The sequence below is a fragment of the Polaromonas sp. AET17H-212 genome (assembly GCF_002379085.1).
Lineage (GTDB): Bacteria > Pseudomonadota > Gammaproteobacteria > Burkholderiales > Burkholderiaceae_C > Polaromonas.
Window position 1 is genome coordinate 108,593 of sequence record NZ_NBZW01000012.1, and the last position, 18,564, is coordinate 127,156.

General features: G+C 65.8%; 19 protein-coding genes. 5 read left to right on the forward strand and 14 right to left on the reverse strand.

Annotated elements, in window-relative coordinates; all coding sequences use genetic code 11:
- Positions 1-36 precede the first annotated feature (36 nt).
- The 3 genes from B7G53_RS11470 to B7G53_RS11480 are packed head-to-tail and all read left to right on the forward strand — an operon-like array spanning position 37 to position 3,433.
- Positions 37-1,572, forward strand: coding sequence for an RNA polymerase factor sigma-54 (locus tag B7G53_RS11470; RefSeq protein ID WP_096667695.1), 1,536 nt, complete (start codon positions 37-39; stop codon positions 1,570-1,572).
- A complete protein-coding gene (locus tag B7G53_RS11475; RefSeq protein WP_096667697.1) occupies positions 1,569-2,981 on the forward strand; it encodes a THUMP domain-containing class I SAM-dependent RNA methyltransferase in 1,413 nt (470 codons plus the stop codon). Before B7G53_RS11470 ends, B7G53_RS11475 begins: the two co-directional genes overlap by 4 nt.
- Positions 2,982-2,992: 11 nt before the next feature.
- A complete protein-coding gene (locus B7G53_RS11480) occupies positions 2,993-3,433 on the forward strand; it encodes a putative toxin-antitoxin system toxin component, PIN family (RefSeq protein ID WP_096667699.1) in 441 nt (146 codons plus the stop codon).
- 13 nt (positions 3,434-3,446) lie between these two features.
- Here B7G53_RS11480 and B7G53_RS11485 read toward each other — a convergent pair whose 3' ends face one another.
- Positions 3,447-4,586 (reverse strand): serine hydrolase domain-containing protein, encoded by a 1,140-nt coding sequence (locus B7G53_RS11485; protein ID WP_096667701.1) that lies wholly within the window; start codon positions 4,584-4,586, stop codon positions 3,447-3,449.
- A complete protein-coding gene (locus B7G53_RS11490) occupies positions 4,583-6,262 on the reverse strand; it encodes an FMN-binding glutamate synthase family protein (RefSeq protein WP_096667703.1) in 1,680 nt (559 codons plus the stop codon). Before B7G53_RS11490 ends, B7G53_RS11485 begins: the two co-directional genes overlap by 4 nt.
- A gap of 102 nt (positions 6,263-6,364) precedes the next feature.
- Between B7G53_RS11490 and B7G53_RS11495 the strand changes: the two genes are divergently transcribed.
- The gene (locus B7G53_RS11495) at positions 6,365-7,192 is read left to right on the forward strand and encodes a UPF0149 family protein (protein ID WP_096667705.1); all 828 of its coding nucleotides are present in this window, start codon (positions 6,365-6,367) and stop codon (positions 7,190-7,192) included.
- Positions 7,193-7,386: 194 nt separating this feature from the next.
- Here the strand turns inward: B7G53_RS11495 and B7G53_RS11500 are convergent, their stop codons facing one another.
- The 6 genes from B7G53_RS11500 to B7G53_RS11525 form a co-directional block, all read right to left on the reverse strand.
- Positions 7,387-8,217 carry a hypothetical protein gene (locus tag B7G53_RS11500; RefSeq protein ID WP_096667707.1) on the reverse strand — a complete coding sequence of 277 codons (831 nt, stop codon included), beginning with the start codon at positions 8,215-8,217 and terminating at the stop codon, positions 7,387-7,389.
- A 367-nt stretch (positions 8,218-8,584) separates the two neighbouring features.
- Complete coding sequence (locus tag B7G53_RS11505; protein ID WP_096667709.1) at positions 8,585-9,046, reverse strand: GNAT family N-acetyltransferase; 462 nt, start codon at positions 9,044-9,046, stop codon at positions 8,585-8,587.
- Between the two features lie 20 nt (positions 9,047-9,066).
- Positions 9,067-10,074: an esterase/lipase family protein gene (locus B7G53_RS11510; protein WP_096667711.1), complete on the reverse strand. Its 1,008-nt coding sequence runs from the start codon at positions 10,072-10,074 to the stop codon at positions 9,067-9,069.
- Positions 10,071-10,547, reverse strand: a complete 477-nt coding sequence (locus B7G53_RS11515; protein ID WP_096667713.1) for an OsmC family protein — start codon at positions 10,545-10,547, stop codon at positions 10,071-10,073. The genes B7G53_RS11510 and B7G53_RS11515 overlap by 4 nt, the downstream gene beginning before the upstream one ends.
- 2 nt (positions 10,548-10,549) lie before the next feature.
- Complete coding sequence (locus tag B7G53_RS11520; protein ID WP_096667715.1) at positions 10,550-11,461, reverse strand: alpha/beta fold hydrolase; 912 nt, start codon at positions 11,459-11,461, stop codon at positions 10,550-10,552.
- Between the two features lie 2 nt (positions 11,462-11,463).
- A complete protein-coding gene (locus B7G53_RS11525; protein WP_096667717.1) occupies positions 11,464-11,964 on the reverse strand; it encodes a nuclear transport factor 2 family protein in 501 nt (166 codons plus the stop codon).
- Between the two features lie 154 nt (positions 11,965-12,118).
- Here B7G53_RS11525 and B7G53_RS11530 point away from each other — a divergent pair, with 154 nt between their 5' ends.
- Positions 12,119-13,102, forward strand: coding sequence for an LLM class flavin-dependent oxidoreductase (locus tag B7G53_RS11530; protein WP_096667719.1), 984 nt, complete (start codon positions 12,119-12,121; stop codon positions 13,100-13,102).
- Positions 13,103-13,237: 135 nt separating this feature from the next.
- Here the strand turns inward: B7G53_RS11530 and B7G53_RS11535 are convergent, their stop codons facing one another.
- The 6 genes from B7G53_RS11535 to thiL all read right to left on the reverse strand — a co-directional run bounded on the left by B7G53_RS11535 (position 13,238) and on the right by thiL (position 18,311).
- Entirely contained in the window at positions 13,238-13,675 is a 438-nt protein-coding gene (locus B7G53_RS11535) for an FKBP-type peptidyl-prolyl cis-trans isomerase (RefSeq protein WP_096667721.1), read from the reverse strand.
- A gap of 288 nt (positions 13,676-13,963) precedes the next feature.
- A complete protein-coding gene (locus tag B7G53_RS22845) occupies positions 13,964-14,779 on the reverse strand; it encodes a hypothetical protein (protein ID WP_096667723.1) in 816 nt (271 codons plus the stop codon).
- Between the two features lie 267 nt (positions 14,780-15,046).
- Positions 15,047-15,562 carry a CinA family protein gene (locus B7G53_RS11545; RefSeq protein WP_096667725.1) on the reverse strand — a complete coding sequence of 172 codons (516 nt, stop codon included), beginning with the start codon at positions 15,560-15,562 and terminating at the stop codon, positions 15,047-15,049.
- The gene (locus tag B7G53_RS11550) at positions 15,559-16,107 is read right to left on the reverse strand and encodes a phosphatidylglycerophosphatase A family protein (RefSeq protein ID WP_096667727.1); all 549 of its coding nucleotides are present in this window, start codon (positions 16,105-16,107) and stop codon (positions 15,559-15,561) included. Before B7G53_RS11550 ends, B7G53_RS11545 begins: the two co-directional genes overlap by 4 nt.
- A gap of 109 nt (positions 16,108-16,216) precedes the next feature.
- A complete protein-coding gene (locus tag B7G53_RS11555) occupies positions 16,217-17,104 on the reverse strand; it encodes an alpha/beta fold hydrolase (protein WP_176491343.1) in 888 nt (295 codons plus the stop codon).
- A 232-nt stretch (positions 17,105-17,336) separates the two neighbouring features.
- The gene (gene thiL / locus B7G53_RS11560) at positions 17,337-18,311 is read right to left on the reverse strand and encodes a thiamine-phosphate kinase (protein WP_096667729.1); all 975 of its coding nucleotides are present in this window, start codon (positions 18,309-18,311) and stop codon (positions 17,337-17,339) included.
- Positions 18,312-18,564: the final 253 nt, after the last annotated feature.

An 18,564-nucleotide genomic window follows, 5' to 3' on the forward strand; every position in this document is an offset into this window, starting at 1 on the left:
CTCCCAACCCGCGTTGCTGCGCGTTTAGGGGGCGGCATGAAGCAGGGACTTTCCCTCCGCGTCTCGCAGCATCTGGCGCTCACGCCGCAGCTGCAGCAGTCGATCCGCCTGCTGCAGCTGTCGACGCTGGAGCTGAGCCAGGAAGTCGAGCAGATGCTCGACGAAAACCCGTTTCTTGAAGTGGCCGAGGAGGCCGCCCCGCGTGAGGATTTCGGCCTCGGCCAGGTCGACACGCCGGTCAGCCAGGAAACCCGCGAGTTTGAATCTACTACGGATTCAATAGCAGTATCCGCAGAAGATACGGGGGCTGCAGGCCAGAATGATGCGGAGCCGAGCAGCGAGGCCAAACTCGAGGAAAGCTGGGACGGCGACGGCAGCGTCGACACCGCACCCGACGACAGCGAGTGGGGTGGTGACGCCACGCCGCGCAAGAACAACAACGATGACAGCGATGTCGATGCCACCGAACTGGCGCGCAGCCAGGAGTCGCTGCAGGACCATCTGCACCGGCAGGCCCTGTCGCTGCGCCTGTCGCCCGAGGGCAAGGCCGCGCTGCATTTTCTGATCGAATCGCTGAACGACGACGGCTACCTCGAAGACAGCCTGGCGGCGCTGGCCGCCGGCCTGGCCGGTGACGATCTTGAGCAGCTTGAAGCGGTGGAGCATGAGTTCGCGGTGGCGCTCAAGCTGCTGCAACACATGGAGCCCGCCGGCGTGGGCGCGCGCAACCTGGCCGAGTGCCTGAGCCTGCAACTGCTCGACTGCAGGGACAACGACGAGACCCGCGCCGCCATCGCGATGTGCCAGCAACCCATGGAGCTGCTGGCCAAGCGCGACGTCAAGCGCCTGTCGCAGCTCTGCGGTTTCCCCGATGCGGTGATCAAAGGCGCGATCGGCCTGATCGGCCGGCTCGACCCCAAGCCGGGCCGGCGTTTTGTCAACGTCGAGCGCAACCTGATCGTGCCCGACGTGCTGGTGGTCAAGTCCGGTCGCGGCTTCAAGGTGTCGCTCAACAGCGACGTGATGCCGCGCCTGCGCGTGCACGACATCTACGCCAACGCCCTCAAGCAGAACAAGGGCCAGGGCGGGCCGGCGCTGCAGCAGCGCCTGCAGGAGGCGCGCTGGTTCATCAAGAACATCCAGCAGCGCTTTGACACCATCCTGCGCGTCAGCAGCGCGATTGTCGAGCGCCAGAAAAACTTCTTCACCCACGGGGAACTCGCCATGCGGCCGCTGGTGCTGCGCGAAATCGCCGACGAGCTGGGCCTGCACGAATCGACCATTTCGCGGGTCACCACCGCCAAATACATGAGCACGCCCTTCGGCACCTTCGAGCTCAAGTATTTCTTCGGCTCGGCGCTGGGCACCGAGACCGGCGGCAATGCGTCCAGTACCGCGGTGCGCGCGCTGATCAAGCAGTTTGTTGCCTCCGAGAGCCTGAAAAAGCCGCTCAGCGACAACCAGATTTCCGAGATGCTCAAGGAGCAGGGCATCGAGTGCGCGCGCCGCACCGTTGCCAAGTACCGCGAAGCCCTGCGCATTGCGCCGGCCAACCTCCGAAAATCTTTATGAACCAACTCCAGTTATTTTTACCCTGCGCCGCCGGCGTCGAGGAACTTCTCGCCGCCGAGGTCAAACGCATCACCGGCGCCCAGGGCAAGGCCTGGCGCGCCGGCGTGCAGGTGACGGGCTCCTGGCGCGACGCGCTGCAGCTCAACCTGCACAGCCGGCTGGCGCAGCGCGTGCTGATCGAGCTGCAGCACAACAGCTACCGCAGCGAGCAGGACCTGTACAACGCCGCAGCCAGTGTGGCGTGGGAGATCTGGTTCACACCCAAGCAGACCTTCAAGGTCGAGATCACCGCGCAGCACAGCCCGCTGACCAGCCTGAACTTTGCCGCGCTGAAGATCAAGGACGCCATCGCCGACCGCTTCCGTGAGAAATACGATGTGCGCCCCGATGTCGACACGCGCTGGCCCGACGTGCGCATCTACGCCCACCTGACCACCGACACCGTCACGCTCTACATCGACACCTCGGGCGAGCCGCTGTTCAAACGCGGCTGGCGCGAGGACAAGGGTGACGCGCCACTGAAAGAAACCCTGGCCGCCGCCATGATTGCTGCCAGCGGCTGGAGCGGGGAAAACGGCCTGTGCAAGCAGGGCGTGCCGCTGTACGACCCCTGCTGCGGCTCGGGCACCATCGTTATCGAGGCGGCGCAGATCGCCTGCAACATCGCCGCCGGCATGGGTCGGCATTTTGCGTTTGAAAAATTCGTGCCTTTCCAGCCCCACGTCTGGGAAGGCCTGCTGGACCAGGCCGAGCAGGCCATCACGCCGCCGACGGCACCGGTGTTCGGCAGCGACGTGTCCTTCCGCATGGTCGACTTCGCCGAACGCAACGCCGAACGCGCCGGTGTTGCGCACGCGGTGCAGCTGCGCGGCGGCGACGCGCTGCAGCGCATGCCACCCGCGCCTTCGGGCGTGATGCTGGTGAACCCACCTTATGGCGAGCGTATCGATGTGGCCGGTGTGGCCGGCATTCCCGCGCTGCAGGGACGCGACCAGCGCCGCCAGCAGGGCGGCCCGACGCAACAGGACCACCGCAACCAGCCCATCGACGAGTTCGGCCAGCCCTTGAACCGTGACGCCGGCGACAGCCGCGACACCCGGGACACGCGCGAAGAGCCCGCCTTCGAGACCTCGCGCGACCGATCCGCCAACCCGGGGCGCGAGCAGGCCCTCAATGCCTGGGGCGAGGAAGCCTCGGACTTCTTCCCGCAACTGGCCAGCCACTGGAAGAAAAACTACGCCGGTTGGACCGCCCACGTGCTGACGCCCGACATGAAGCTGCCGCAGAAAATGCGGCTCAAGGAATCGCGCCGCGTGCCGATGTGGAACGGTCCCATCGAATGCCGGCTGTTCCGCTTTGACATGGTGGCCGGCTCGGCGCGCGAGAAAAAGCCCGCCGCCACCTCTTGAGCCCGGTCGCCATGGATACCCAGGCACGGGCTGGTGATTGCGTGGTGCTCGACACCAACATCGTGCTGGACCTGTTCGTGTTTGGCGACCTGGCGGCGCAGGCGCTCAAAAGCGCGGTGATCACCGGGCGGCTGCAATGGCTGGCCACCGCCGCCATGCGGGTCGAGCTGGCGCGCGTGCTGGACTACCCGCAGGTCGCCAAACGGCTGACGCGCGACGGTCTGGCGGGGGCGCAAGTGCTGCTGGCCTTCGACACCCATGCGCGCACCGTGGCGGCCGGCGGCAAGGCGCCGGTGACCTGCAGCGACGCCGACGACCAGATCTTCATCGACCTGGCGGTGGCGCACAAAGCCTGGCTGCTGAGCAAGGACCAGGCCGTGCTTTGCATGAAAAAAAGGCTGCTGGCCCTTGATGTACGGGTGCAAACGGCTATCAATTTGGTAGCAATATGAACTTGTCTGTGGTTCAGCTCAGCGCTTGCACGACCGCAGCGAAGAAGCTCGCGGGCTGGATCGGCAGCGTTCCCTTGGGCTTGGGCATGGCGCTCCACTGGGCGATGACCAGCTGCCTGGCGGGGTGGATGTACAGGTACTGGCCAAAGATGCCGATCGCCAGATAAGCGCCCTGGTGCACCGCGCCGGCCGAAGCCTCCATCGGCCACCACATGTAGCCATACGGCACCACACTGCCGTTCACTGTCTGGCTGCTGCTGGCTTCCTCGATCCAGCCCTGGGGCAGGATCTGCGTACCACCGGCCACGCCGCCACCCAGCATGAACAGCCCAAAGCGCGCGAAGTCGCGCAGGCGTGCGCTCAAGCCGCTGCCGGCCACTTCCATCCCGCCTGGCGACTCCAGCCACCAGCTGGCATCGGCCTCCATGCCGAAGCGGGCCCAGATACGCTCGGACAAGTAGTCGGACAGTGGCCGCCCGACGGCAGCACGCAGCACGGCGCCGGCCACCTGGGTTTCACCGGTGCTGTAATTCCATGCCGTGCCCGGTGGGCTGGCGCGCGGCAACGCGGCCATGCAGTCCATGAGGGCGCCCGGGCGCTGGCTCAGTTGCGCCTCCAGCAGGCGGCGCCGGTCGGAGTGGGGGTCGGTGTAGGTTTCATTCCAGCGCACGCCGGAGTTCATTTGCAGGACCTGCCGGATCGTCACGCCGTCATAAGCCGAGCCGGCCAGCGCCGGGACATAGCGGCAGACCTGCTCGTCCAGGCCGCCGATGTGGCCGTCGTGGATGGCCGCACCGACCAGGGTGGCGGTGATGGACTTGGCCATGGACATCGAGGTCCAGCGCGTTTGCGGTGTATTGCCCAGCGCGTAATGTTCGAAGGCGACCTCGCCGTTCTGCAGGACCAGCAAGCCGCTGACACGGTTCAGGGACAGGTAGTCGAAAAGATCCCAGTGGTGGCCGCCGTCGTCGAAGCCGATCGCGGGCCAGGGCCGGGAACTGACGGGCAGGGCATGGACGTGGGCGCCGCGCGCCACGAGGCGGGTGGGGAACAGGCGGTCCACGTTGCGAAGCGTGTTGACCTGCAGGTCGGGCCACAGGGCGCCGTCGTAAAGATCGCGGATGGAGCCGATGGCGGCAGAAGGATCCGTCATGCCGGCACCACCGCGGCAGCGGGCTCCTGTTCGCCCGTGCTGGAGACCTTGTCCTTGGGCTTGCTGACCGCAAAACTGTGCGCGCTGGCCAGCGGCCAGTACAGCTTGAAGACCTGGTGCTGGCTGTCCAGGTCGGTCAGCAGCGAGCCCTCTTTCACATGCAGCACCAGGTTCGACAGCAGGCGCACCTCGGTGTCGTTGATGCGCCGCACGATATGGTGCGCGGTGAGTTCGCCGGTGTGGCGCAGGCCGGCCGCTTCCAGCAACTCCTTGAGCGCCTTCAGCGTGCTCTGGTGAAAGCGCCAGACGCGCTCGGCCTTGTCGGGCACGATCAGCGCCTTTTGCCGCAACGGGTCCTGCGTGGTCACGCCGGTCGGGCAGTTGCCGGTGTGGCAGGTCTGCGCCTGGATGCAGCCCAGCGCAAACATGAAGGCCCGGCCCGAGTTGCACCAGTCGGCGCCCAGTGCCAGCATGCGCGTGATGTCGAAGGCGCTGATCACCTTGCCGGCGCAACCGATGCTGATCCTGCTGCGCAGGCCCACGCCCAGCAGCGTGTTGTGCACCAGCAGCAGCCCCTCCTGCAGCGGCGCGCCCACATGGTCGGTGAATTCCAGCGGCGCGGCCCCGGTGCCGCCCTCGGCACCGTCGACCACGATGAAGTCCGGCGTGATGCCGGTGGCCAGCATGGCCTTGACCATGGCAAACCATTCCCAAGGGTGGCCGAGGCAGAACTTGAAGCCGGTCGGCTTGCCGCCCGAGAGCTCGCGCAGGCGGGCGATGAAATGCATCATCTCCACCGGTGTCGAAAACGCACTGTGTGACGACGGCGAGACACAGTCGATGCCCACCGGCACGCCGCGTGCCGCGGCAATTTCGGCGGTCACCTTGGAGCCCGGCAGGATGCCGCCATGCCCCGGCTTGGCGCCCTGGCTCAGCTTGAGCTCGATCAGCTTGACCTGCGGGTCGGCGGCACTGGCCGCAAATTTTTTGGGGCTGAAGCTGCCGTCGTCGTTGCGGCAGCCGAAATAACCCGAGCCGATTTCCCAGATCAGGTCGCCGCCGTGCACGCGGTGGTGCTGGGAGATCGACCCCTCGCCGGTGTCATGCGCAAAGCCGCCCTTGTTTGCGCCGCTGTTGAGCGCCAGGATGGCCGGTGCCGACAGCGCACCGAAACTCATGGCCGAGATGTTGAAGATGCTGGCGCTGTAGGGCTGGGCCGTGGCCGGGCCGATGGTGATGCGAAAGTCGTGCGAGGCGATGCGGGTCGGCTGCACCGAATGGTTGATCCACTCATAGCCGTGCAGGCTGACATCGAGCTGCGTGCCAAACGGCCGGTTGTCCAGCTCGCCCTTGGCGCGCTGGTAAACCAGCGAACGTTGCGCGCGCGAAAACGGCGCGGCTTCCGAATCGCTTTCAATGAAATACTGGCGCATCTCCGGGCGGATGAACTCCAGCAGAAAACGCAGGTGGCCCATCACCGGGTAGTTGCGCAGGATCGAGCTTTTGGTCTGCAGGACATCGTGGATGCCAACGCCGCAGAGAACCCCGAACAGCAGCAGCGCCAGCAGGCCCCGGCCGGAATCGAGCAGCATGAAAGCGCCCACCAGGAAACCGGCCGCACACAGGACAAGGGCGGTGTAACGGACGGGGTACCCCGCGTTGAAACGATCAAGCATGCAAGCCTTTGCAGTGGGAAGGGGGGCGTGGCCGGGGCTCGCCCGCCAGGGGGGCTGCGGCTACACTGCCCATCATACGAGTTAAACCACCACGGACACCCCATGACAGACGCCCCCGCCCCTGCCGATGCGACCTTCCCGGGCGCCCTGAGCCCCGAGGATTTCGAAACACTGGACACCATCCTGGACGACCTGCGCAACCGCGAGGAAGAAACGCCGCAGTGGGAGTTCTGCGAGGGTTTCCTGGCCGCGCTGGCCTGCACGCGGCGCGAGATCCCGCCTGACGAATACATGGCCGTGCTGCTCGACTTCGAGGGCGCCGAAGACGAGGCCGCCGCCCGGCAGCTGTTTGCCAGCGACGCGCAGCGCGCGCAGTTCATGGACCTGTGGGAGCGCCGCTACCAGGACATCTGTCGCGCGCTGGACGCCGACGTGGAAAGCCTGCAGGACGAGCGCGCGTTTTACCCGCAGGTCGGCGACATGCGCGGCATGCTGGCCCGGCTGCCCGAGGAAGAGCGCCAGGACATCGACATGGACAGCGTGCCCTCGTTTGCCCAGGTCTGGGCGCTGGGCTTCATGTACGCGGTCGAGTCCTGGCCCGACGAGTGGGCGCTCTCGCGCCAGGAAGCCAAGGACAAGCAGGCCGTCGAGGACCTCGACGCCGCGCTGGGCGCCATCATCGAGCTGACCGACGACGACCCGGGCCCGATGGAAGTGCCCATGCTCGGCGAAGACGCCGCGCCCAGTGCCAGCGAAACGCGGCTCGAACAATTCGGCGAGGCCTTATGGGCGGTGTACGACCTGCGCGGCTTCTGGCGCAGCTTTGGTGCGAAGGTGGCGACGGTGCACAAGGAGGCCGAGCCCGGCCGTAATGATTTATGTCCCTGCGGCAGTGGGAAAAAATACAAGAAGTGTCACGGGGCGGGGTGAGATTTGGAGCTCAGGCTGGATTGCAGTCGGACGACGAGCCCATAGGGCAGGCTGATCAGGGCGTCGTCCCGGCGCACTTCGCTGACAAAAGACGCATTCATCGGAGCTGAAATGTGTCGCGGTTTAACGTCTGATTCACCCGCGCGGCTTTATCGCGCAGCGTCTGGTGGAATGATGGGTTAGCCACATAGGTACTACTGAACAGAGAACTCGCGCTCAAGGTCTTGCATCTTGAAGAGACGAACTACCGTTTTAAATTGATATGCTTCTGAGTAGGTGCGAATTTTCTCGATGGTTCTGTCCATTCGTTTCAGGCGCGCTTCTTCATCTGTGTCAGTTGCCAACGCAAATATGAATTCAATTTTGTTCTTAAGTTCGTCTGGTAGCGTTTCAGAAAACCGCTTCACTCTTTCAAAGTACTCCGAAAGCATTTGATCGGGAAACATGCCTTGCCTGGTAAATCTCACTTCGGCGACAACTGCCCTGTCTGATGAGGTTGAGACGGCATCAAATACCAATCTTGGTTGACCTTTAACAGCCAAATTTCGATCGAATTTGAGGCCCAGGTCTTTCGCCAGTTTGGCGATTACAAGCTCTTCAGCAAGGAGGCCATTTCCTTGGAATGACCGACGAAGCGTTTCGGCTGCGGAGATCGAGGGACCCGGAGCGACTATGGGTTGTACCTGTGCTTCCTGGGTGCCAGTTGTTGTGTCTGCAATCGGATCTTCCTGCTCACTATTGATCTTCGCTACCTTTGCAGAGCTTGTCGCGTTCTCAAAGAGATCTGTGAAGGTTTTGTCATCTTTGAAATCGGTAGGGGCATAAAGAACATGGTGTTTCTTGTAGAGCACAAAAAAGAAGATTGCGACAAGCAAAATCGGAAAGAACATTAGAAACCAAACGTAGACGTGCTGCGTTTCCTTGTCCAAGAAAGGTAAAACGACTGTGCCACTCACTTCTGCGAGGGCAGCAAATATTGCGATCACCGTAAGCGGGTTTTTGATGTGTCCGATTTTTTCGACCATATTGGTATTTCCTACAGTGAATGCTTCTGGAGTGGCTAACGTAATTCAAATCGCAAAACCTTGAGTGTGTCTTGGCGGCCGCGATTTAACTTGGACATCAAAGCCTTTTACAAGTGGCGAGGTGGTTGAGTTTTAACGTAATACACCGCAAATTCATATGGGAATAAGACCCTTGTAAAAAAACACTGCGCGGCCACCTTTTGCGCTTCCTGGCGCGCAGGCCAGACAAACTCAGTAGTCATTTTGGCTTCTAGCCCAATGGACGTGTGCGCCAATAGCTATTTATTTTGTAGCATATCAATCTGCCTGCTAGGCCTCACCGCGTTCATGGTAAGCAGCGCTCTGGCGAGCAGCACAGTCGCAGCTGTCAAACCTCCTGCGAATAAACGATGAAGCCCGTGTGTTGGGCCACCTTGTCATAAAGCAGCCGGCCGGCTGAATTGGTGGTGTGTGTTTGCCAGTACACCCGTTTGATGCCCGCAGCCTTGGCCTGCTCGTACACCCCCTCGATGAGCGCGCGTCCGACGCCCTTGCCGCGTGCGGCTGGATCGGTGAAGAGGTCTTGCAGGTAGCAGGTGAGCTCGATGCGGGTGGTGCTGCGGTGATACAGGTAGTGGGTCAGGCCACACAGCTTGCCGTCGCGCTCGGCGACCAGCGCAAAGACGGGTTCGGCCGGGTCGAAAAAGCGCTGCCAGGTGGTTTGCGTGATCTCCGGGGCCAGCGCGGTTTTCCCCTCGCGGCCGTAGAACGCGTTGTAGCCGTTCCAGAGCGGCGTCCAGGCGGTGAGGTCGGTTTCGCGAAGCGGGCGAATGTGAATCGCAGAGGCCATGGTGGCGTGGGTCCTTGTTGTCAATGGGCGGCTTTGCCTTCATAGACGCGCGCCAGCAGCAGCCCGAAAGCGGGCAGGCTGGCTGCTGGCGTGGGGCGAAGCACGCCCTGCGCCTGCAAGATGGCAATCAGCTTTTTGGGAGCCACCTGCTTGTCGCCGACGATCTCGACATGGCCTGCACCCACCTCGACCCGCCGGGTGCGCCCATCGGCCTCCACGATGGGGTGGCGTTGCTCTGCCAGTGAAAAAATATCGTCGCCTTCCACACAGCGCCCGTTTTCTTCACGCCGGCAGGTGCCGCGCTCGTCGGTATCAATCTTCAGGTGGCTGGCCACCTGCGGCGCCAAGGGGCCGGGCTCGCGAATGAAGCGCGACGAATAGGTGATGTCCGCCCACTTCGCGCCGGTGGCCACATAGCAGCTCAAGGGCAGCATGCCCAGGGTCAGCGGGTACAGCCAGGTCTTGCCGCAGGTCCTGGCCGAGTCGATGCCGGAGAAGGGCCCCGAGACGGTCACCAGCCGCAGATCGACAGGCCGCACCGGCGGCGGCGGGTTTGACGGTTCCGTCATCGACTTGCGCGCAATCAGCGCACCCTGGCTGTGCCCGATCACGGTGATCTGCGGCACGCGCGATTGCGCGGCCAGCTGCTGGACGGCCTGCCGGAGTTCGTCGGCTGCCGTTGCCAGCCGGGCACGGTCGTCATAGGTAAAGCAGGCCGTCTGCTGGCCGTGAAAGGCCAGCACCTGGGCCAACCCCCGGAACTGGCCGGAGGAGCCGAAGCAGCCATGCACCAGCACCTGCACCGGCTGCGTCGAATCAAGCCGCAGGCTGCGGTCGGCGTTGTCCGTGCAGGGCCCCAAGCCGGGAATCTGGAGGGTGATGTCAGGCGCGGGCAGGCGGCCTTGTTCCAGATCGACGGTGTTCATCGCCTGTTTTGAAGCACAGCCGCCGAGCAGGCCCAACAGGCCAAGCAGGGGAATCCAGCCGGCCCGACGCTGAAGGCCGGTGCGTGCCGCTGCGCGGCTCATGCCAGCGCACCATACACCGGCTCGCAGCGCACCTCGGTCTTCACAGAGTTGGCGATGAAGCAGGCATCGTGCGCCTCGTGGTGCAGGCTGTCCAGCTCTTCGCGGGTCGGCTGGCGCTCGCCGGAAAACTCCACGTCGGGGCGCAGCGTCACCTGGGTCATGGCGACCTTGCCTTCAGAATTCTTTTCCATGACGCCCTCCGCGGCGTCGAAATAACGGTCCACGCAGAACTTGCGCTTGGCCGCGATCGACAGAAACCACAACATGTGGCAGCTCGACAGCGAAGACACAAAGGCTTCTTCCGGGTCCAGCGCCGCAGCGTCGGACATCGGCAGCGGCACCACGTGCGGTGACGACGAGCCGGGCACCTCCAGGCCCCCGTCAAAACGCAGCAGGTGCCGGCGGCTGTAGCGGTTGCCCGCAAAGTCGCCTTCGTTGCGCAGCCATAAAACTTCAGCGGTGTAGTGGGCCATGGTTATTTGAAGAAGGTGTGCAGGGCGTGCGCCGTTTCCAGCGGCAGCTCTTCGGGAATGAAATGCCCGGCCGGCAGGGCCTGGCCGCTGACGATGCCGGCGCATTGCGCCTGCCAGAGATCCAGCGGCTGGAACAGCTGCTGCACCACACCGCGCTCACCCCAGAGCACATGGGTGTCGCAGGCGATCTTCTCGCCGCGCGCGCGGCTCTCGCGGTCATGCACCAGGTCGATGCCGGCGCTGGCGCGGTAGTCCTCGCAGGCGGCGTGGATCGCCTCGGGTGTGCAGAAGCAGCGTTCGTACTCGCTCAGCGCCTCGGGCTCGATGTAGCTCAAGCCGCGGCTGCCCCAGCCGCCGAGCTTGGCGTGCAGGTAGGCGACGGCGCAGCCGCCAATCATGGTTTCGGGCAGCGGGTTGGGCTGGATCAGGTGGAACCAGTGGTAATAAGCGGTGGCAAAACGCATGTCGGTGGCGTTGTACATGTCCAGCGTGGGCGCAATGTCGATCAGGCACAGCCGGTCCACGCGCCCGGGGTGGTCCACGGCGAGGCGGTGCGCCACGCGGCCGCCGCGGTCGTGGCCGCACAGGAAAAAATTGCCGCGGCCCAGCGCGTCTATCACGGCCACGGCGTCCTGCGCCATGTTGCGTTTGCTGTAGTTGCTGTGGTCGGGCAGGCCGGCCACCTTGGACGAGTCGCCGTAGCCGCGCAGGTCGGGCAGCACCAGGAAAAAATGCGCCTGCAGCGCCAGCGCCACGCGGTGCCACATCACATGGCTTTGCGGAAAGCCGTGCAGCAGCAGCAGGGTCGGGCCGGCGGCGTTGCCGCCGTAGCGGGCGAAGATGGACGTGCCGTTGACTTCGAAGTCGCGCGCCTCGAAGCCTTCAAACCAGGCCTGCGGCAGGGTGGACGCCATGCTCAGTGCCCGCCCTGTTTGCGGCGCGCCAGGTAGGTGTGCAGGTTGGCCGCCGCCGTCCTGCGCACCTTGTTGCGCAGAAAAGGTGTCCAGCCCAGCAGCAGGCCCGGCGTGCCCAGCGCCTGGCGTGCCCAGGCCCAGAAGTCGAAGCGGTCGCGGTGGGTGGCGATCAGCCCCTGCGGCGTGAAGGTGAAGCGCCCGTCGATCACGTTGTGCACCATGCGCCCGGTGGCGCTGAAGCGGTAATGCGCCTCCCAGTGCGCCTGGCCGGCGGCCGCATCGGCCTGGACGTCGCTGTAGTCGAGTTTCCACACATCGCGCCCCTTGGCCCGGGTGGCGTCGCACAACATGTGCCACATGCCGGTGACCTGCTCGTGCCCGCGCAGCGAAAAAGCCTCGTCGTCAAAGGAGGCGTCGGGTGCATAACACTGGGCCATGGTGTCCGGGTCCAGGCGCGCGAAGGCGCTGTAGAACTTCTCCAGGGTTTGCTCGTTGGGATGCATAAACGCTTTCGGAAGTGAAGGAGCACGGAGAGGGATCAACCCGCGAAATCGTACACCGTCCGGATGCGCCTGCGCAGCGACCTGTAACAGGCGCAGGCACCCGGGCGACAGGCCGGGCATTGACAATGTGCCAATGCGACCCATCTGCTCCCCCATGATCCCATTTTCCGTTCTGGACCTCTCCCCCATCGTGGAGGGCAGCGACGCCGCGCAGTCCCTGCGCAACACCCTGGACCTGGCGCAACACGCCGAACGCTGGGGCTTCCAGCGTTACTGGCTGGCCGAGCACCACGGCATGGCCGGCATTGCCAGTGCGGCCACGGCAGTTGTCATGGCGCATGTGGCCGGCGGCACCTCGCGCATCCGCGTCGGGGCCGGCGGCATCATGCTGCCCAACCATTCCCCGCTGGTGATTGCCGAGCAGTTCGGCACGCTGGAGTCGCTGTTTCCGGGCCGCATCGACCTCGGGCTGGGCCGGGCGCCGGGTTCCGACCAGGCGACGGCACGCGCGCTGCGGCGCGACCTGAACGCCGACCCCAACGAGTTTCCGCAGGACGTGGTCGAACTCATGCATTACTTCGATCCGGTGTCCGAGGGCCAGCGCGTGCGCGCCGTGCCTGGCGCCGGCCTGAAGGTGCCGCTCTGGATTCTGGGCTCCAGCCTGTTCGGCGCGCAGCTGGCGGCCCAGCTCGGCCTGCCATTTGCCTTTGCCTCGCACTTTGCGCCGGCGCAGATGATGCAGGCCATCGAGGTCTACCGCGGCCGCTTCCGCCCCTCGGAGCAACTGGCGCGCCCCTATGTGATGCTGGGCTTCAATGTGTTTGCGGCCGACAGCGACGAACAGGCGCAGCTGCTGTCGTCGTCGATGCAGCAGGCCTTTGTCAACCTGCGCAGCGGCCGGCCTTCGCGCCTGCAGCCGCCGGTGGCCGGCTACGAGGAGCGTCTGACGCCGCCCGAGCGCGCCATTCTGGAGCAGACATTGTCGTGCTCGGCCATTGGCGCCCCGACGACGGTGCGCCATGCGCTGGAGGCCTTCGTGGCCCGCACCGGCGCCGACGAGCTGATGATCACCTCACAAATCTTCGACCACAAGGCGCGCCTGCGCTCCTACGAGATCACGGCCGGCCTGCAGGGCTGAAACCGCCGGGGGCAGCGAGCCAACGCGCAGATTCTCTCCAATCGAGCAGGGGCCGCGGAACCGGCTTTGCCGGGCCGCAGGCGCAGCGGCCCCCTCGGGGGGCAGGGAGCTACACGCAGTGAGCGACCGTGGGGGCTACTTCTTGACCGAGAGCAATTCAATCTCGAACTGCAGCGTGGCGTTCGGCGGAATCACGCCGCCCGCGCCGCGCGAGCCGTAGGCAATCGCTGCCGGGCAGGTCAGTTTGGCCTTGCCGCCCACCTTCATTTTCTGCACGCCTTCGGTCCAGCAGGGGATCACGCGGTTCAGCGGAAATTCGGTCGGTTCATTGCGCTTGTAAGAGCTGTCGAACTCCTTGCCGTCCGGAAAGCTGCCGCGGTAGTGCACCTTGACGGTGTCGGTGGCGGCCGGGCTGGCGCCGCTGCCGTCTTTCAGCGAGCGGTAGACCAGCCCGCTGGCCGTGACGGACGCACCGGCCTCCTTGGCCGCGGCGGCCGCAGCCGCATCGGCTTGCGCCCAGGCGGCGGGCAGAACAAACAATGACAAAACGCTGGCGCAGAGAATGGATCGCATGAGAATTCCTCGGGTGATATTTGAACGGCCAATTGACCGGGATGCAGCCATGTTAGCGCGCTCCAGGACGTAACACGATGTGAGCAACTGTTGGGGGTCTTCAGATCAGCCGGGGCCGCGGATCTGGCTTCGCCAGTCCGCAGGCGCAGCGGCCCCCGAGGGGCTGGAGCCTGCGGCTCCAAAGCTGCTTGAGCAGCTTTGGACAGGCGACAGAAGCGAAGCCTCTGGCGAGCGGCGGCCTGCAAGGCCTCGCGCAGTACGCGAAGCGACAAGCGTGGGGGCCAGTTTCTACCGCGGCGCGTCGCGCAGCAGGTCCCGGTTGTCGTTCCACCACGGGTCGTTGACGCCTTCGAGCAGCTTGTCGAAGGCAAACGCCTTCTGGCTGATCACCAGCCGGGCCGCACAGCGCCGCACGGCGTGAAAGGATTCGTCCGTGCTGTCCAGCGGCGGACAGCGGGCGCGGAGCTTCTGGTAATAGTAGGGCGGCCAGGTGCCGGTGGTGTTGACCTCCTGGCCCGACAGCCAGTACACCCCGTTGCCGCGGCTGGCCCTCCAGCGCTCGTACACCGGCGCGGGCAGGCCCTGCTTGACAAGGTAGTTGCGCAGCCCGTCGGTGGGCGCCTTGTCCGGCGCGGACCCCGGCGCTTGTTGCAGGCCCATCCGCCCGGCGGGCAGCAGGCGCCAGGCGCCGGCCAGCCAGACGATGGCGCAGGGCCCCGAGCAGTCGGCGGTGGTGACCGTGTGCGGGTACAGGGCGGCCAGGGTGTCGGCCAGCAGCAGGGCTTCCGCGGTGTCGCCGCCTGAAATGGCCAGCTCGACCCGGCCCAGGGCGTGCCAGGCGTCGGCCGGTTTGCGCCGCACCAGCTCGGTCAGGCGGGCGGTGTCCCCCGGCAGCAGCTCGCCGCTGATCGTCAGGCTGCGGGCCACACCGGCCAGCGGGCCGTCCGGGAAGGGGTTGCCGTAGCTGAACTCCAGCGCATGGGCGCAAGGCAGGGCCAGCAAGGAACCCAGCAGGGACAGCCGCCACACCGGTGCGGGGCCTGGCACGCGGCCTGCCGCAGCATGGCGGTGCCAAAGCGTCTGGAGCCAGCGGAGTGTCAGCATTCAATCCTTGTGAAACCCGCCAGTCGCGCTGGGGTTCTTGTGGCAAAAAAACAAAACAACTTTACCCGTCCCGAACCTGCGGCGCTGCAGGGCAAGGCCTACTTTACACAGCCCGGGGTTGGCGCCGCAGGTGGGGCCCTCGCCGCGGCGCGGGCTTACGGTCAATTCTTTACACCTACCGTTCGGGCTGAGCCTGTCGAAGCCTTGTAGTCCTTCGACAAGCTCGGGGTGAACGGAACTGACTGAACCAACTAAGCAGCATGGGGCTTAGGGCTGGTTGGCCAGCAGTTGCACCAGCCGCTGCAGCGCATGGTGCACCGTGGCCGACCGCACGGCCGCGCGGTCGCCGTCGAAGTGTTGCCTCTCGCTGCTGACCTGTCCGTCCACCATGAAGCCGAACCACACGGTGCCCACCGGTTTGGCGCGGCTGCCGCCGGTGGGGCCGGCCACACCGGTCACCGCCACGGCGACCCGGGCTCTGGAATGCTGGATGGCACCCTGCACCATGGCGCGCGCGACTTCCTCGCTGACTGCGCCGTGGGCGGTGAGCAGCGCCGCGGCCACGCCCAGCATCTCGGTCTTGGCCTCGTTGGAGTAGGTGACAAAGCCGCGCTCGAACCAGTTGCTGGAGCCGGCCAGGTCGGTGCAGGCGGCACTGATCATGCCGCCGGTGCAGCTTTCGGCGGTGGCCAGCAGCCAGCCTTTTTGGAGAAGCACATCGGCCAGCAGACCCACCAGGACGGGCGAAGACAGCTCACTTTTTGGGAGTATTGATGGGTTCACCAGAAACTCCAGGCGGCGAGCACCAGCAGCGTGCAGAACGCCGCCGCAAAATCGTCCAGCATGATGCCGAAACCGCCGCGCCAGCCAAAACCCTTGAAGGTCCGGTCGGCCCAGGCCATGGGGCCGAACTTCACCGCGTCAAAAAAGCGGAACAGCACAAAGGCCGCGAGCTGGCCCCACAGGCCCGCCGGCATGACCAGCCAGAGGATGAGCCAGAAGGCCACGATTTCGTCCCAGACGATGCTGCCGGGGTCGGCCACGCCCATGTTTCTGGCTGTCACCGTGCTGGCCCACCAGCCCAGCAGCGTGGCCACGGCAACCAGCAGCCCCATCTGCGGCGTGCTCAGCCAGGGCGCCATTGCCAGAAAGGCCAGCCAGGCCCACAAGGTGCCGGCGGTGCCGGGTGCCACCGGGCTCAGGCCGGAGCCGAAGCCCAGCGCCAGCAGGTGGGCCGGGTGCGCCAGCATGAAGCGGGCCGTGGGCCGGCGCGGCGGCGCCGGATTCGGCACGCCCGGAAAGGCAGGGGTTTCGTTCGGTGGGGGCATGGTGTGTGGGGAGCGGGTGCGCAGGCGGCGAAGCGATTCTATTTCATGCGTAAAAATGGCACGCAGCCCAATGGCTGCATACGCAAACAGCTATGTTTTTCATAGCGTCTCAAGGAGTGGGGCTTTCTTCCAGCACCGCCCGCAACACGGCATCAAAGGCCTGCGGCTGCTCGAACTGCACCCAGTGGCCCGCGTTGTCTATCCAGTGCATGCCGCGAAAGTGGGGTGCCGACTGCAGGGCCAGCGCGAGCGCTTCCTGCCGCTCGCGGTAGAGCGCGTCTTCACGGCCGTAAATCGCGTACACCGGACAGCGCACCTCGGCCAGTGTGCGCGCCAGCACGTCGGTGTAGGCCAGGCGCCGGCCCTTCATGCGGTCGCGCAACGTGTTGTCGCTGTGCACGCGCAGCGCCAGCGCGGTGATGGCCTCGGGCCGGTAGAGCATCAGCGCGGCCAGGTTCTTGCGGTGCACGGCCTCGCGTTCGGCCGGGTCGGGCAGGTGGCGCCAGGCCGTGAGCGTGACGGTGTTTCTCGACGCCACGCCCAGGCCGGGGGAACCGACGAGCACCAGCCGCGCCACGCGGGCCGGCCACTGCGCCGCCAGAAAGCCGGCGACCATGCCGCCGAAGGAAAACGCCACCAGGTCGCAGGCGGCATCGCCCAGCAGCACCTGCAGACCCGCTTGCACCGGGGCGGCCAGCGCATCGGCGTCGTTGCCGCTGGCGGGCGGTGCCGAGTCCCCAAAACCCGGCAGGTCGGCGGCCAGCACCTGGCGGCCACTGCCCACCAGAGATTCGATGTTGCGCAGCCAGTGGGTCCAGCTGCCGCTGCCGCCGTGCAGCAGCACCACCGGCAGGTGCGGCGCGCCGGCCAGCGCCGGATCGGGCTGCCACCGGTGCCAGACCATGCTGCCGCTGCCGCAGGGGGTTTCGAGGCGGGTGGCGTTGGTCAGCAGGCGCTGGACGTCGGGGGGCGGGGCGAGTGGCGTGTCGGCTTGCATCAGCAGGTTATACCTGCACCGCGGGCTGGACGCCCTCGGCCCGGGTAAACCAGCCGGCCCAGTGGTCCAGGCAGGCCCTGATCTTGGGCAGGCGCTGCCGGCGTAAATCGGGCTGGGCTGCGCATCGACAACGTCGGGCAGCACTGGCATCACCGCCGGCACCAACATGGCGGCGGCCACCGATTGGGGTTACGGCGGGCGCACGCAGCAGGCCCGCAAAGCGCACGCTGGCTCAGGCAAAGTGATCGAAGGAGGCATACCGGCCCGGCACGGCGTGCCCCGAGGCGTCGATCAGCCGCAGGCCGGGCGGGTGTTCGATGACGCCGATGCGGGTCACCGCGGTTTGCGCCTGCAGTGCCGCGGCCTGCACCGCCGCCCGCGCCGACACCGGGGCGGTGAACGCCAGCTCGTAGTCGTCGCCGCCGGCCAGCACGCAGCGCAGCCGGGTGTCATGCGAAAAATGGCCCTCAGCCCTTGTAGGGTCGGCGCCATCAGCTAGTAAATTGATGGCAACCGAGGTGTCGATGCGGGCACCGGTGCCGGAGGCCTCCAGGATGTGGCCGAGGTCGCCGAGCAGGCCGTCGCTCACGTCGATGGCCGCGGTCGCGATGCCGCGCAGCGCCAGGCCCAGCGCGACACGCGGCGTGGGCTGCTCCAGCCGCGCGCGCGCGGCGGCCAGCCGCTCGTGCGGCAAGGCGATGCTGCCGCGCAGCGCTTCCAGGGCCAGCCGCGCCTCGCCCAGCGTGCCGCTGACGTACACCTCATCGCCGTCGCGCGCGCCTGAACGCAGCAGCGCCTGCCCGCGCGGCACCTCGCCGAACACGGTGATGCAGATGTTCAGCGGCCCCTGCGTCGTGTCGCCGCCGACCAGTTCGCAGCCGTGGGCATCGGCCAGGGCGAACAGGCCGCGCGAAAAAGCCGCCAGCCAGGCTTCGTCGGCCCGCGGCAACGCCAGCGCCAGTGTGAACGCCAGCGGCTGCGCACCGCAGGCGGCAAGGTCGCTGAGGTTGACGGCCAGCGCCTTGTGGCCCAGCGCGAACGGGTCCACATCGGCGAAAAAGTGCCGGCCCTCGACCAGCATGTCGCAGGAAATGGCCATCTGCATGCCGGCGGCCGGCTGCAGCAGCGCGCAGTCATCGCCGACGCCCAGCACGGCGCGGGTCGTGGGGCGTGTGAAGAAGCGTGCGATCAGGTCGAATTCACCCATGGGGGGAGCATAACGGGTGGAGGCGCTTGTGTTGGTGTCTTGAGCGGCTGAGGTCTGCCTGCTGGCCGGGGGTTGCCCGGCGGCAACTCACTTTTCTTTTGCGGCGCTGTATAGACCGGGGACATAGGTGACAGGTGTGCGGGGACATGGTTGACACTTTCCGGCGAATTTGCCGGAGGGTCACCATGCCTTGGAAAGCACAAGACACCATGAGTCTGAAACAGGAATTTGTTGCACTGGCGACGAAAGACGG